Origin of the sequence: Segatella copri (assembly GCF_026015465.1) — a bacterium.
GTDB classification, from domain to species: domain Bacteria; phylum Bacteroidota; class Bacteroidia; order Bacteroidales; family Bacteroidaceae; genus Prevotella; species Prevotella copri_E.
The window spans coordinates 1,461,215-1,476,476 of the sequence record NZ_JAPDUQ010000001.1 but is presented as its reverse complement, the minus strand read 5'-3'; the positions used below and the strand labels follow the sequence as shown (position 1 = coordinate 1,476,476).

Here is a 15,262-nt window from a genome sequence, read left to right as displayed (position 1 = left end):
GTCATTCAGAGTTTTATTTGTTTTAAAAAGCAACACTAAGATAAGTGAAATTTCTGATATGCCAAAATCCAGAGCAACTTATTGTTGCTCAGGTGCTTATAAAAATATTAAATTATAGTGTTGCGGAAATAAGGTTTTCTTAAAAACAAACTGCAATGAATGAAGATAAAGATGAAATAGAATTCAGCTACGAAGTCTTCGACCGACAGCTCGACAACTTCTGCCGAATGCTCAGCATTCTGGTAGATGCATGGGAAGATTACAGTCCGCAGGAACTTACCTTCGATATCCGTTCGCTCTGCACTAAAGCCACCCGGCTCTGCTATATGGCAGAGAAAGATATGGTACTGCAGCACAATGACATAGCCAAGCAGCGAAAGGAGCAGAACGAAACCCACGAAGTAAGCATCAGCATCATCGTAATGCAGAAGTTTACACCCCTGATGGCGCATATCATGGAAGACATGAAAAAGGGAAAACAGATAGAAGGAAAACGGATGAAAGTGGCGCCGCTGGATATGACCCGCATCCTGCCGAAACTCAACGATTTTTTCGAAACCGATGAACTTGGCAAAGGAAGTACTATCGACGTAAACGAAGTAACCAAACTCCAGAAAGAACTGTTACGCCAGGTAAAACCCACTCATATCCCCGGCGTAAAACCCGTAGAGCGCCTTTGGAATCTCTTCCAGCTTTACAGCATGGCATGTTATCTGATGCTCCACTTCCGCCAGCTGAGCCATTTTACCAACCTCGCCATGAGCGAAGAGCAGACCACCCGCCTCTTCGAAATGTCGCTACAGGAATATCAGGAAGAACAAAAGGGCATCAGCGACATAGACCGATACTTTACAACCCTGGAATATGACAACAACGGAAAGCAGCTCTCCGTCAGTCAATTGCTGGAAGTAAGAAAAACGCTAAAAGACGAGGTACCGGAAAATCTGCGCCTCGACTTTATGAAATATATAAGAGACACCCAACTGCTGGGCGCCCAGCTTGCCCACGTCAATTTTACAGCACAAGAATATCTCAAGCTGGTATCAGCCACCGTAAAATGGCACATCATCGAGCAGGAAATCTACGATTTGGAACATCCCGAAGGCATTCCGGAAACCCTTCCCAACGAGGTTTTCTACAAAGTAAAAGACGGCAAATACATCGACATGCAGAATCTGAAGGCTCAGATAGCCAATATGTTGAAATTTGTTACCCGCAAGAACCATTGGTTCTGCGTATGGTGTGTATTGAATCACAACTGCATGCTTCAGGACAATCAGAACTTCGAAGCCTTTGCCACCCAGATGATGACTCCCGAATGGTTTGGCGACATTGACGATTATCTCCATTTCTCGGGCGACAATCTCCGCGACTACCGCCGTTATTTCTCAGAGATAGATTATCCGCAATGGGATGAAAAGAAGTTTAAGGAAATCAAGGACCTTTACAACATGACGAAATGGTCAGACAAGCTCCTCAGCAAGTTCCAGCATCTCTGCATCACGATGAATGGTGTGTTTGATAAGAAAAGCCTCTGATTCAGGCTTGTTTTATGCATAAAAAATAGCTTTTAAATACCTGATTTACAAAATAATATTAAAAGTTCACAAGTTTGTGGTCCACAACCTTGTGAACTTTCATTTTTTTTGCTTATCTTTGCATCCGTAATCAAGCAAAAAAACAATGGAAAAGGCATTCGTATATGGTATGTCGGTTGCCGGAAACAACTTCACCGACCGAATAGAAGAAACCAAGCGCATCAAGGCAGACTTTGAGCATGGCATCAACGTCATTCTCATCTCTCCCCGACGCATGGGCAAGACTTCACTCGTCAAAAAGGTAATATCCGAAATTGATAATCCAGAGATAAAAGTGGTGTATATGGACATCTATGACTGTCGAAGCGAATATGATTTCTACAATCGCTTTGCAGAAACCATTATGAAATCTATGAGTAATAAGCTGGAACAAGTAGTAGAAAACATCAAGCAGTTCCTGGTAAGAGTTTCACCAAAAATCTCCTTTAGTCCAGATCCTACATCCGAATATTCATTATCTCTGGGAATTACACCAAAGGACTATTCCCCTGAAGAGATTCTGAATCTTCCGGAAAGAATCGCTCAGGAAAAGGGAATCCGCATGGTGGTCTGCATCGACGAATTCCAGCAAATTGGAGAATTCCCTGATACTCTTACGGTTCAGAAAAAACTGCGTGGCGCCTGGCAGCATCATCAGAATGTATCATACTGTTTCTTTGGAAGCAAGAAGCATCTGATGGAAAACATTTTCCAAAACCGACGCATGCCTTTCTATATGTTTGGCGAGATGCTGCACTTGGATTGCATTCCTACTGAATATTGGGTGCCTTTCATCTGCTCCCGATTCGAGAAATACGGAAAGAAAATATCTGAGGAATATGCTACAAGAATCTGTAAAACCGTAAAGAACTATTCTTCCTACGTGCAGCAACTAGCTTGGAACGTGATGGCAGAAACCGAGAAAGAAGTAAACGAAGAAACCTTACAAAGTGGCATCAGCGCCTTGCTGCAACAATGTCATGGTCTTTTCGTACAGCAAACCGAGGGCTTAACCACCTATCAGCTCAATTTTCTGCGCCTCCTCTGCAGTGGCGTCCACTCAGGTTTCACCGCCCAGGCTGTAGCTGAAACCTATCCGCTGGGCAGCAAATCCAATATCGACCGCATCAAGAAAGCCCTCATCGACAAGGAATTGATTACCCTGGAGAAGGACGGCATCTTCATTGCCGACTGCGTGTTCGAGCTTTGGTTTAAGAAGGAAATGATGTAAAATAAGGAAGAACGCCTTCCGAGATAATCTGCGCTAACGTGCTTTTTTTATATCATTAGCGCAGATTATCCGCGAATAATTTGCGCTAATGGGTATTTTTTTATATCTTTGCGCAGAAAATAACGAAAGATATGGAACAGAGACTGATAGGAAGAGAAGCAGAACTCAAACTGCTCAATGAATATATAAACTCCAATAGATCAGAGTTTATCGCCGTCTATGGAAGACGACGTGTAGGCAAGACTTTTCTCATCAGAAAAGCCGTAGAGGACCATTTTGCCTTCTTCATGACAGGAATGAATGGAGTTGCCAAAGGCGAACAGCTTGTCAACTTCAGCATTGCCCTGCAAAAATATACCCACTCCACCACTCTGCAGACATTCAAGAGCTGGCTGCTGGCATTCTATGCCCTATCACAATACATAGAAACACTTCCGGAAGGCAAGAAAGTAATATTCATCGATGAATTACCATGGATGGATACCGCCAAATCGGGATTCATACCTGCACTGGAAAACTTCTGGAATAGCTGGGCTGTACTGCGCAACGACATCAAACTCATCGTTTGCGGTTCCGCCACCTCCTGGATGATCAACAACCTGATTCGCAACCGTGGTGGCTTACACAACCGACTGACCCATCATCTGATTGTAAAACCATTCACCCTACACGAATGCGAAGAATACTTCAAGGCTTACCACTTCGGCTACAGCCGAAAACAGATAGCAGAATGCTATATGGTTATGGGAGGAATACCTTATTATCTGTCTATGATGGATAAATCGAAAAGTCTGGCACAGAACATCGACCAGCTGTTTTTCGCAGACAATGCAGAACTGAAAGATGAGTTCAACGATTTATACAGAGCTTTGTTTAAGAAATCAGCCGACCATATCGCCGTGGTTACTGCCCTTGCTACCAAAGGAATGGGTATGACCCGACAGGAACTGGTCAAGGCATCGGGAGGAAAAGATAACGGAGCCTTCTCTACTGTACTGGAAGAACTGGAACAATGCGGATTCATACGTCTGTATGAACCATTCTGTACAGCCAACAAGATGACTTCCGACATTCGCCAAAAACGAAACACCTTATTTCAGTTAGTAGATTTCTATACGCTCTTCTACTTCCGGTTCATCAGACACAACAAGTATCAGGATTCCTGTTTCTGGTCATCCTCCCAGAACAGTCAGCTATACCATACTTGGGCTGGCTTGTCTTTCGAGATGCTTTGTCTAAACCATATAGACAAAATCAAGCACGCCCTGGGAATTTCGGGAGTACAAACCTTGGTTTGCTCATGGAGAAGCAGCAACACAGAAAAAGGAACTCAAATAGACTTGCTGATAGACCGGAAAGATGAAACCATCAACATCTGTGAGATGAAGTTCTACAAGAGCGAATTCGAAATCAGCAAGGAATATGAGGAGAAGTTGCTGGAGAAACTGCGTATCTTCACAGAAGAGACAAAGACTTCCAAATCGCTTCTTCTCACATTGATTACTTCTTTCGGATTGAAACAGAACAAACATAGCGACATCGTACAGAAACAGATTACGATGAACGATTTGTTTATTTAATGAGACAAAGTACACCCTCAGACTCTTGGCCTGTAAATTCTCCTCACATTTAAATGCCTGATTTACAAAATAATATTAAAAGTTCACAAGTTTGTGGTCCACAACCTTGTGAACTTTGTTTTTTTTGCTTATCTTTGCATCCGTAATCAAGTAAAAAGAAACAGCAATGGAAAAGGCATTCGTATATGGTATGTCGGTTGCCGGAAACAACTTCACCGACCGAATAGAAGAAACCAAGCGCATGAAAGCAGACTTTGAGCATGGCATCAACGTCATTCTCATCTCTCCCCGACGCATGGGCAAGACTTCTCTCGTTAAAAAGGTAATAGGCGAAATAGACAACCCAAAGATTAAAGTGGTGTATATGGACATCTACGATTGCCGAAGCGAATATGATTTCTATAATCGCTTCGCAGAAGCCATTATGAAATCTATGGGTAATAAACTGGAACAAGTCGTGGAAAACATTAAGCAGTTCTTGGTAAGAGTTTCACCAAAAATCTCTTTTAGTCCGGATCCTACATCCGAATATTCTTTATCCCTGGGAATTACTCCTAAGGACTATTCCCCAGAAGATATTCTGAATCTTCCGGAAAGAATAGCTCAGGAAAAGGGAATCCGCCTGGTAGTCTGCATCGACGAATTCCAGCAAATCGGAGAGTTTCCAGATTCGTTGACGGTGCAGAAACGCTTGCGTGGTGCCTGGCAGCATCATCAGAATGTATCATACTGCTTCTTTGGAAGCAAGAAGCATCTGATGGAAAACATTTTCCAAAACCGACGCATGCCTTTCTATATGTTTGGCGAGATGCTGCACTTGGATTGCATTCCTACAGAATATTGGGTACCTTTCATCTGCTCGCGATTCGAGAAATACGGCAAGAGCATATCTAAGGATTTTGCTACAAGAATCTGTGAAACCGTAAAGAACTATTCTTCTTATGTGCAACAGTTGGCATGGAACGTGATGGCTGAGACCGAGAAAGAGGTAAACGAAGAAACCTTGCAAAGCGGCATCAGCGCCTTGCTGCAACAATGTCATGGTCTCTTCGTACAGCAAACCGAGGGCTTAACCACCTATCAGCTCAACTTTCTGCGCCTCCTCTGCAGTGGCGTTCACTCCGGCTTCACCGCCCAGGCAGTAGCAGAAACCTATCCGCTGGGCAGCAAATCCAACATCGACCGCATCAAGAAAGCCCTCATCGACAAGGAATTGATCACCCTGGAGAAGGATGGCATCTTCATCGCCGACTGCGTGTTCGAGCTTTGGTTTAAGAGAGAAATGATGTAAAAAGAATAAGGATATGAATCAGAATAAGAAGATGGGCGAATCAATGTATCAGCGTTTGAATGTGGTACAAATTGAAAAGCAGAAGCAGTTGGATGAAAAACTGCTTAAGCATGATTTCAGCTGCAAAGAGAGATATACTCAGGCGTATGCCTCGGCTAAGAGAATGGCCGAAAACTACGCATCGGTTGAAAATGCTCTCGTGGTATTAAGCAACATGATGCTTGATGTATGTTACATCTGCTATGGCAGACTGGGACGAGCCATGGGACTTGGTGAGACCAATGAAGAGGTGGATTCCATCTGGGAGAAGAAGGTGCTCGACCATGTTCACCCCGATGATGTCACAGAAAAAATCACACGCGAGCTTCAATTTCATTCGTTCATCATGCAGCAGCCCATAAACCAGCGTCCGAACTACTATATGCAGCATCTGGTGCGCATTGAGACAAGCCAAGGCAATTATCTTACGCTCCGCCACAGAATCTTCTATCTGGATTACGACGATTCGGGCAACCTGCTGCTGACGCTTTGCCTTTATAATGTAATCAAAGAGAATGCTGGCCCGACGGGAATTATCTGTTCGATGGACGACACGCTGGTCAAAGAGTCGAACATCATAATGCACGGCTTGCTCACTGGCCGTGAGTGTGAAATACTAGAGCTAATACGCCAGGGATTAGCCAGCAAGCAGATAGCTGACCAGCTGTGTATCAGTGCAAATACTGTGAATAATCACAGACAGAATATTATGCACAAGTTACATTGCAAAAACACAACCGAGGCTATAGATGTGGCCCGAAGATTAGGGCTCCTACCACAAAAATGATGAAAAATCACTATTGCGAAAGGTGAGAAAAAAACGTACCTTTGCACCCGGATTATGACGACTGTAGAAATACGGACGGATGCAATATAGTATAAACTAACATATTAATAAGATTATGAGACGCTTTTTTCTCTCTCTTGCTATCTGTATGATGGCATTAACTTTTTCGGTAAATTCAGTAGCTGCAGACAACTTTTCATGGCGTGGCGCTACGGTGTATTTCCTTGTCACAGACCGCTTTGCCAATGGCGAAACATCAAACGATGTAAATTATGGTCGCAAGGTCGATTATGGTAGCGAACAGATGAATGCAGCTACATTTCATGGTGGCGACCTAAAGGGTATTCTGCAAAAGGCGCGTGAGGGGTATTTCACCCAGATGGGCATCGATGTGTTATGGATGACCGATGTATATGAACAGCTGCATGGATGGATAGCAGGTTCGGGCAAAATCAACGATTTTCCTCACTACGGCTATCACGGATATTATCCGCTTGACTATACCCAGATGGATAAAAACTATGGCACAATCGAAGAGATGCGAGAACTGGTGAATACCCTTCACGCTCAGGGCATCCGTGTGATGCTAGGTGCTAATTTGAACGATCCAGGCTGCCCTACCTATCTCGATGCTGTACAATGTGGCTATGCCGATGCCTTTGGTATGAACGAAAAGCAGGCTGTAGAACACCGACGTGACCTGGATTACATTAAATGGTATGGGGAGTGTGCCAACTGGAAAGACTGGTGGACCCGCCAATGGATCAGAATGAATGACGAGGGCTGGGACCAGACCGATCCGCTTACCATGTCGCTCTACGATCTGCCAGATGTAAAGACCGAGAAGACCGAAAGCGTGAAGATTCCTAATTTTCTGAAGAAAAAATGGAAGCGCGAGGGTAAGAGCAACGATGCGTGGGTCAACCCATCGGCTCGCAAACTGCGTAAAGACCACAAATGGGCTCCATCAGATTACATGGTGGCTTGGATTGCCTCGTGGGTTGAGGAGTTTGGAATCGATGGCTTCCGATGCGACATTGTGGAGTATTCACATATACCTCGCTGGCGTCAGCTCTATGATGCTTGCAATGTGGCTTTGGGCAAATGGCGTAAGGCTCACCCCGAGGATCCTGCAGCCAAATGGACAGACAAAATCTATTTTACAGGAGATTTCGACTACGCATCTATCGACTATAAGAAAGATTATGCCGAAGCTGGCTTCCAGAGCATGGTGAATTTCTATTTTCCGAAACATGGCGACCTCGACAACATCGTCTATACATGGCAGCAGTATGCAGATAGCCTGTCGGCTCACGTTGACTGGCATCCGTTCAGTTATCTAAACAATTCGTACAACCGAGAGACCGACATGACCAACATCATAGATTGTGCCACCACATTATTGCTGACTCCGGGTGTGGCTCAGGTATTCTATGGAGATGAAACTCGTCGTGGTCTGAGTGATGCCCAATTCAACGTGGATAGCAATCAGGCTTTCCGTAGCGATATGAACTGGAATAGCATTGATGAGGAGGTGTTCAAGCACTTCCATCGTCTGGGCACCATCCGAAAGCAGCACCCAACCATTGCTACCGGAAGACAGGCTACCATAGATGTGCACACCTGTGCGCGTTTAGGCGAAGAAACGGTGGTGATACGTGTAAAACCAAATCCGAATCGAGGTATCAATGTGAGTGGATATTTTTCCGATGGTACAGAAGTTACTGATCTTTATACAGGATTAAAGTCCGTTGTGAAGGATGGTAAGGTATCGTTCCCAAAATATCAGAATCATGTTGCCGTGATTGTGAAATAACTCTTTTAGAAATAGATAAAATATGGAAAAGAAACAGATTGTCTTTATTGACTACATCCGCGTCGTGGCCTGCTTTCTGGTCATGCTTGTTCATGCCAGCGAGAACTTCTATGCTGCCGATGCCTCAGGATTGGCAGGCAATGTATCGATGCTGGCCAACGAGAGCAATCGCTTCTGGGTCTCGTTCTACGACGGAGCCTTAGGTCGCATCTGCGTGCCTCTGTTTATGGTGGTAAGTGCTTTTTTACTCGTGCCTATGAAGGAGGGCTTGACGATGCATGCATTTTACAAACGGAGATTCATGCGCATCCTGCCACCATTCATAGTCTTTCAGCTTCTATATACTTTCATCCCCGCCATGCTTGGTCAATGGACATGGGATGAGGCCTTGCACGGTCTGTGGATGTTGCCATTCAATTTCTCACCTATGGCAGGACACCTGTGGTTTATGTATCCACTCATCTCACTCTACCTCATCATTCCTGTCGTCTCGCCCTGGTTGGAAAAATCAACAGCCAAAGAGGAACTTACCTTCATAGGTATTTTCATTCTCTCAACCTTCATCCCATGGCTTCACACATTTATCACCCCCGAGCTTTGGGGCGAATGTTTCTGGAATAGATTTACAATGCTCTGGTATTGCTCGGGCTACCTGGGTTATCTGGTGCTGGCGCATTACATCCGAAAGCACCTTACCTGGAATCGGGCTAAGAAAATGAAGATAGGCCTGACCTGTCTTGTCATAGGTGCAGCCTTTACAGGTTGGTCATTCTGGTGGAAGGGCACTCCTAACCAGCTCATAGAGACGCCTCTACTTGAATGGTCGTGGGAATTCTGTACGCCCAACGTGCTACTGGCCACCTTTGGCGCCTTCCTGATGTTCACCTGCATTGAGCAGAAAGAAGCACCCCGATGGATTACTGGCATTTCCCGCCTCTCATTCAGCATGTATCTGATGCATATGTTCTTTCTGGCTCCTATTGCCAGTTTCTTTGTGAATGGCAACCAGGCAGAGCCGCTCATACCTGTTTGGGCAGCTATCCCCAGCATAGCTCTGCTTACCTATCTGTGCTGCGTGATTACCAGCAAGGTGCTATCATTGTTACCCGGAAACAAGTATTTTGGCATCTAAAAGATTATATTATCATTTAAAACTTATCTTTCATACCGTTAGCGCAAATTATTCGCGGATAATCTGCGCTAACGGTATGAAAAAAGCACGTTAGCGCTGATTATCTGCATACTATACCTATAATCATTATCCGAATATTGCAGATATAGAATATAAAGGATAATTGGCAAGCCAATCCTGCTCCCTGTAAGGTGACATGGATAGGCGCATACCTTTCAATCCCTGATTGCGCTCTACAAACACCCTCAGACTCTTAGCCTGCAAATTCTCCTCAGCCTTTACTTCTATCGGAATGATTCTTTCTTCATCCTGCACCAGGAAATCTATTTCACCACGTGAATTTTCTGCCGACCAATAATAGATAGACAAGGAAGATTTCTCCTTAAGCTGCTGCAGGACATACTGCTCTGTCAGCGCCCCCTTAAAATCTGAAAACAGCACATTTCCTTCCAGCAAGCTTTGGGCAGGAATATTGCTCATGGCTCCCATCAGTCCCACATCAGACAGGAATAACTTGAAAGCAGAAAAATCCTCGTATGCAGCCAATGGCAACAGGGCTTTCTTACAGCGGTTTACCTTATAGATCAACCCTGCATCTTTCAGCCATTCGATAGCGAGCTCAAAATCCTTTGCTCTGGCTCCTTCCTTTACGGCACCATAGATGAATTTCTTGTTTTCCTTGGCAAGCTGGGATGGGATGGATTTCCATACCATTCGGATACGTGGAACTTCTATGGCCGGAGCATGTTTGGAAAAATCACGCTCATACGCTTCAAGGATTCCTTTTTGAATGCTTCTGACTTCAGACAGATTTCCCTCGCTGGCAAAAGACTGTACTACAGCCGGCATTCCCCCGACCAGATAATACTGTCGCAGGCATTCCTCAAATTTATTCCGGAACATGGTTATCATATTCCAATCCTTTGACATCAGCAGTTCTACCATACGGCTTTCACCGATTGCATCCAGGAATTCAAAGAATGTAAGGGGATATAAATGCATGAAATCTACCTTACCTACAGGAAAAGAGTCATTCTGATGCATCGCAATTCCGAGCAATGAACCTGCAGCTACGACATGATATTGAGGTGCTTTTTCTGCAAAATACTTTAATGCGGTGATACCCCTGGGTGCTTCTTGTATCTCATCAAGGATAATAAGCGTATTTTCATCAATAGAAACTCCTGTACTCCATTGTATGCTATTGATAATACGGGGAATATCAAAGTCATGTGCAAAAACTTCCCGGAGCATTTCATTGTCTTCGAAGTTTACATACGCACTACGGGTATAGGCCTCTTTGGCAAATTCCTGCATCAGCCAGGTTTTGCCAACCTGGCGGGCTCCAAGCATAATCAACGGCTTTCGGTCGTTGCTTGCTTTCCATTGATAGAGGTATTTGATGGCATTTCTCTTCATAACTATCTGATTATTTGATATTTCTGAATGCAAAGATACATTTTTTATTTCAAAGAGCACAAAAAGTCGTCCTTAAAAATGTATAAAACAACAAAAAGTCGTCCTTAAAAGTGTAGAAAATCACAAAAAGTCGTCCTTAAAAATGTATTTTGATAAAGTATATCAAACATATAAACAGAATGTTTTTTCCATAACCAATCTCTATATCGACCTTTACTACATCCCCACTTACTCTTCCATATCGAAAAAAATATAATTTTTATTCAATACAACGATTATATTGAATATTTTTATTACCTTTGCGATGTAGAATAGGAAGAGCCGACAGGCTCCTAACCACATACCGGTGAAGAGTGAAGAGTTTCTGGCTCTTCGCCGTAATAAAAAATATAAGGAATAATGGACATTAAAGGTATTTATCATGCTGACGCCAATCGCTATAGCGATGCAGAAGCGCTCTACAAGAGATGCGGCAAGAGTGGTATCTTGCTGCCTAAAATAAGTTTGGGATTCTGGCACAACTTCGGAGAGGTAGATTCTTACGAAAGAAGTCGTGCCATCACTCACTATGCCTTCGACCATGGTATTACCCACTTCGACCTGGCTAACAACTATGGACCTCCATACGGAAGTGCGGAAGAAACGATGGGCAGACTGATGAAAGATGATTTCAAACCCTATCGCGATGAACTCTTTATCTCAACCAAAGCAGGTTATGATATGTGGGAAGGTCCTTACGGAAACTGGGGTTCCCGTAAGTATCTGATGGCCAGTCTGAATCAGAGTCTCAAGAGAATGAATCTCGAGTATGTTGACCTCTTTTACAGCCACCGCTACGATCCGAGCACACCGCTCGAAGAAACTCTTCAAGCCATGGTAGACATCGTGAAGCAAGGCAAAGCTCTTTATCTCGGCATCAGCCGCTGGCCACTGGAAGCCCTGAAGTTTGCTGACCAATATCTGAAGGAACGCGACTGTCCGCTGCTCATTTTTCAGGACAGACTCAACATGCTCGACCATGCGCCACAAGAGAATGGAACCTTAGATTATTGCGCAGAAAACGGCATCGGTTTCATCTCGTTCTCACCTCTGGCACAGGGACTTCTCACCGACCGATATCTCAACGGAATACCGGCAGACAGCCGTATGGCAAAAGAGCATTTTCTGAAACACTCTGCTCTAACTCCAGAACTGCTGGAACAGCTCAAGAAATGGAACGCAGAAGCAGGAGAAAGAGACGAAACACTCGCCGAAATGGCACTTGCCTGGATATTGCAGCAGAAAGGTGTAACCAGCGTATTGGTAGGAGCCAGCTCTACCGCCCAGCTGGAAAAGAACATGAAGTGTGTGCATGCTAAGACATTAAATTCATAAAAAACTTGCATTTTATTTTGTTATGTGCCAAAATAAATGTAATTTTGCACCTTGAATAGGGGTATACCTTATTATATTTAAGAAAAGAAACATAATTATTAGATAAAACAATGGAATACAACTTCAGAGAAATCGAGAAGAAATGGCACCAAAAATGGGTCGAGAACAAGACCTACAAGGTGACAGAGGATGAAAACAAGAAGAAATTCTATGTACTCAACATGTTCCCTTATCCATCAGGAGCAGGTTTGCACGTAGGTCACCCACTTGGTTATATCGCTAGCGATATCTATGCACGCTACAAGCGTTTGAACGGATTTAACGTACTGAACCCTATGGGTTACGATGCTTACGGATTGCCTGCAGAGCAGTATGCTATCCAGACTGGTCAGCACCCAGAGGTTACTACCGTAGCCAACATCAACCGCTATCGTGAGCAGCTCGACAAAATCGGCTTCTCTTTCGACTGGGACCGCGAGGTTCGTACCTGCGACCCTAAGTATTACCATTGGACTCAGTGGGCTTTCCAGAAGATGTTCAACTCATTCTTCTGCAACGGCTGCCAGAAGGCTCAGCCTATCGAAAAGCTCATCAAGCGCTTCGAGGAGAAGGGTTCTGCTGACTTGAACGTGGCTCAGAACGAGCAGATTGACTTCACAGCCGAGGAGTGGAACAGCTACGACGACGTGAAGAAGCAGCAGATTCTGATGAACTACCGCATCGCTTACCTCGGTGAGACGATGGTAAACTGGTGCCCAGGTCTGGGTACTGTGCTTGCCAACGACGAGGTAGTAAACGGCGTAAGTGAGCGTGGCGGTTATCCGGTAATCCAGAAGAAGATGCAGCAGTGGTGCCTGAGAACATCTGCTTACTCTCAGCGATTGCTCGACGGTTTGGAGACCATCCAGTGGAGCGACAGTATCAAGGAAACCCAGAAAAACTGGATTGGCCGTTCTGAGGGTACAGAGGTAGTATTCTCTGTAAAGGACAGCGACGTGAAGTTCACCATCTTCACCACCCGTGCCGATACTATGTTTGGTGTTACCTTCATGGTTCTGGCTCCAGAGAGCGAATATGTTCAGCAGGTAACTACTGCCGAGCAGAAGGAAGAGGTGGAGAAATATCTCGACTACGTGAAGAAGCGTACCGAGTTGGACCGTATGGCTAACCACAGCGTAACCGGTGTATTCTCAGGAAGTTATGCCATCAATCCATTCACTGACGAGGCAATTCCAGTATGGATTTCAGAATATGTATTGGCTGGATATGGTACAGGTGCCATCATGGCTGTGCCAGCTCACGATAGCCGTGACTACGCCTTTGCCAAGCACTTCAACCTGCCTATCATTCCTCTTATCGAGGGTGCTGATGTTTCAGAGGAGAGCTTCGATGCCAAGGAAGGTATCGTAACCAACTCACCTGTAGCAGGCAAGAGCAGCATGGATGGCTTCTCTCTGAACGGACTCACCGTGAAGGAGGCTATCGCAGCTACCAAGAAGTTTGTTACCGAGAAGGGCATCGGCCGAGTAAAGGTAAACTATCGTCTACGCGACGCCATCTTCTCCCGTCAGCGCTACTGGGGCGAGCCATTCCCTGTATATTACAAGGACGGAATGCCACAGATGGTTCCAGAGGAGTGCCTGCCACTCGAATTGCCTGAGATTGAGACCTATAAGCCAACAGAAACTGGCGAGCCACCATTGGGTCGCGCTAAGAAGTGGGCTTGGGATGCCGAGAAGAAAATGGTGGTTGACAAGAGCCTCGTAGACAACAAGACCGTATTCCCACTGGAACTCAACACCATGCCAGGTTTTGCAGGTTCATCTGCTTACTACCTGCGCTACATGGATCCTCACAACGATGAGGCACTCGTAAGCAAGGAGGCTGATGAGTACTGGCAGAACGTGGACCTCTACGTAGGCGGTTGCGAGCATGCTACCGGTCACTTGATTTACTCCCGTTTCTGGAACAAGTTCCTGTTCGACCTCGGCGTAAGCTGCAAGGAAGAGCCATTCCAGAAGCTGGTGAACCAGGGCATGATTCAGGGCCGTTCTAACTTCGTTTACCGCATCAACAGCGATGACCACGACAAGGCTCCTGTATTCGTAAGTTTGAATCTGAAGAAGGATTACGACGTAACTCCTATCCACGTAGATGTAAACATCGTAAGCAACGATGTTTTGGATATCGAGGCATTCAAGGCTTGGCGCCCTGAGTATCAGAACGCTGAGTTCATCCTGGAGGATGGCAAGTACATCTGCGGATGGGCTATCGAGAAGATGTCTAAGAGTATGTTCAACGTGGTAAATCCAGATATGATTGTCGAGAAGTATGGTGCTGATACCCTGCGTCTCTACGAAATGTTCCTGGGTCCTGTAGAGGCAAGCAAGCCTTGGGATACCAATGGTATCGACGGTTGTCACCGCTTCCTGAAGAAGTTCTGGGGTCTGTTCTACGAGAACCGCACCGACAACTTCCTTCCTTCAGCCGACGAGGCAGCGAAGCCAGAGAGCCTGAAGAGCGTTCACAAGCTCATCAAGAAGGTAAGCGAGGATATCGAGAAGTTCTCTTACAACACATCTATCTCAGCCTTCATGATTGCCGTGAACGAACTCGGTCAGCAGAAGTGCCGCAACAAGGAACTCCTGACAGATCTCGTCATCCTCATCGCTCCATTCGCTCCACACATCGCAGAAGAGTTGTGGGCAGCACTTGGCGAGCAGGGCAGCGTTTGCGATGCAGCATGGCCTAAGTATGATGAGCAGTATCTGAAGGAGAACGACATGCAGCTCACCATTTCCTTCAACGGTAAAGCTCGTTTCCAGATGACTTTCCCTGTGGATACTCCTAACGAGGAAATCCAGAAGCAGGTATTGGCAGACGAGAAGAGCCAGAAGTATTTGGAGGGATTCAACGTATTGAAGGTAATCATCGTACCGAAGAAGATCGTCAACGTTGTGTTGAAAAAGTAATTTACTGATAATATACAGAAGGTCGTCTCATCTAAAAATGGGCG

The 15,262-nt window shown here is 45.2% G+C and carries 10 protein-coding genes; 9 read left to right on the top strand and 1 reads right to left on the bottom strand.

All coding sequences use genetic code 11. The features are described 5' to 3' along the window. Nucleotides 1-155 precede the first annotated feature (155 nt). The 7 genes from ONT08_RS06155 to ONT08_RS06125 all read left to right on the top strand — a co-directional run bounded on the left by ONT08_RS06155 (nucleotide 156) and on the right by ONT08_RS06125 (nucleotide 9,453). Complete coding sequence (locus ONT08_RS06155) at nucleotides 156-1,538, top strand: hypothetical protein (protein WP_264959490.1); 1,383 nt, start codon at nucleotides 156-158, stop codon at nucleotides 1,536-1,538. A gap of 145 nt (nucleotides 1,539-1,683) precedes the next feature. Further along, the gene (locus ONT08_RS06150) at nucleotides 1,684-2,808 is read left to right on the top strand and encodes an AAA family ATPase (protein ID WP_264959489.1); all 1,125 of its coding nucleotides are present in this window, start codon (nucleotides 1,684-1,686) and stop codon (nucleotides 2,806-2,808) included. Nucleotides 2,809-2,939: 131 nt separating this feature from the next. Continuing rightward, nucleotides 2,940-4,388, top strand: a complete 1,449-nt coding sequence (locus ONT08_RS06145; RefSeq protein WP_117729812.1) for an AAA family ATPase — start codon at nucleotides 2,940-2,942, stop codon at nucleotides 4,386-4,388. A gap of 166 nt (nucleotides 4,389-4,554) precedes the next feature. After that, on the top strand, nucleotides 4,555-5,679 hold the full coding sequence (locus ONT08_RS06140; RefSeq protein WP_118416917.1) for an AAA family ATPase: 1,125 nt from the start codon (nucleotides 4,555-4,557) through the stop codon (nucleotides 5,677-5,679). Between the two features lie 13 nt (nucleotides 5,680-5,692). Beyond that, nucleotides 5,693-6,505, top strand: a complete 813-nt coding sequence (locus ONT08_RS06135) for a response regulator transcription factor (RefSeq protein ID WP_117728252.1) — start codon at nucleotides 5,693-5,695, stop codon at nucleotides 6,503-6,505. Nucleotides 6,506-6,620: 115 nt separating this feature from the next. Next, nucleotides 6,621-8,321 (top strand): alpha-amylase family glycosyl hydrolase, encoded by a 1,701-nt coding sequence (locus ONT08_RS06130; protein ID WP_117728251.1) that lies wholly within the window; start codon nucleotides 6,621-6,623, stop codon nucleotides 8,319-8,321. Between the two features lie 22 nt (nucleotides 8,322-8,343). After that, complete coding sequence (locus ONT08_RS06125) at nucleotides 8,344-9,453, top strand: acyltransferase (protein ID WP_117728249.1); 1,110 nt, start codon at nucleotides 8,344-8,346, stop codon at nucleotides 9,451-9,453. A 126-nt stretch (nucleotides 9,454-9,579) separates the two neighbouring features. Here ONT08_RS06125 and ONT08_RS06120 read toward each other — a convergent pair whose 3' ends face one another. Continuing rightward, nucleotides 9,580-10,872: an ATP-binding protein gene (locus tag ONT08_RS06120; RefSeq protein ID WP_118416276.1), complete on the bottom strand. Its 1,293-nt coding sequence runs from the start codon at nucleotides 10,870-10,872 to the stop codon at nucleotides 9,580-9,582. Nucleotides 10,873-11,271: 399 nt separating this feature from the next. Between ONT08_RS06120 and ONT08_RS06115 the strand changes: the two genes are divergently transcribed. Continuing rightward, nucleotides 11,272-12,246 (top strand): aldo/keto reductase, encoded by a 975-nt coding sequence (locus tag ONT08_RS06115; RefSeq protein WP_264959488.1) that lies wholly within the window; start codon nucleotides 11,272-11,274, stop codon nucleotides 12,244-12,246. A 110-nt stretch (nucleotides 12,247-12,356) separates the two neighbouring features. Next, a complete protein-coding gene (gene leuS / locus ONT08_RS06110) occupies nucleotides 12,357-15,218 on the top strand; it encodes a leucine--tRNA ligase (protein WP_264959487.1) in 2,862 nt (953 codons plus the stop codon). The last annotated feature ends 44 nt before the right edge of the window (nucleotides 15,219-15,262 follow it).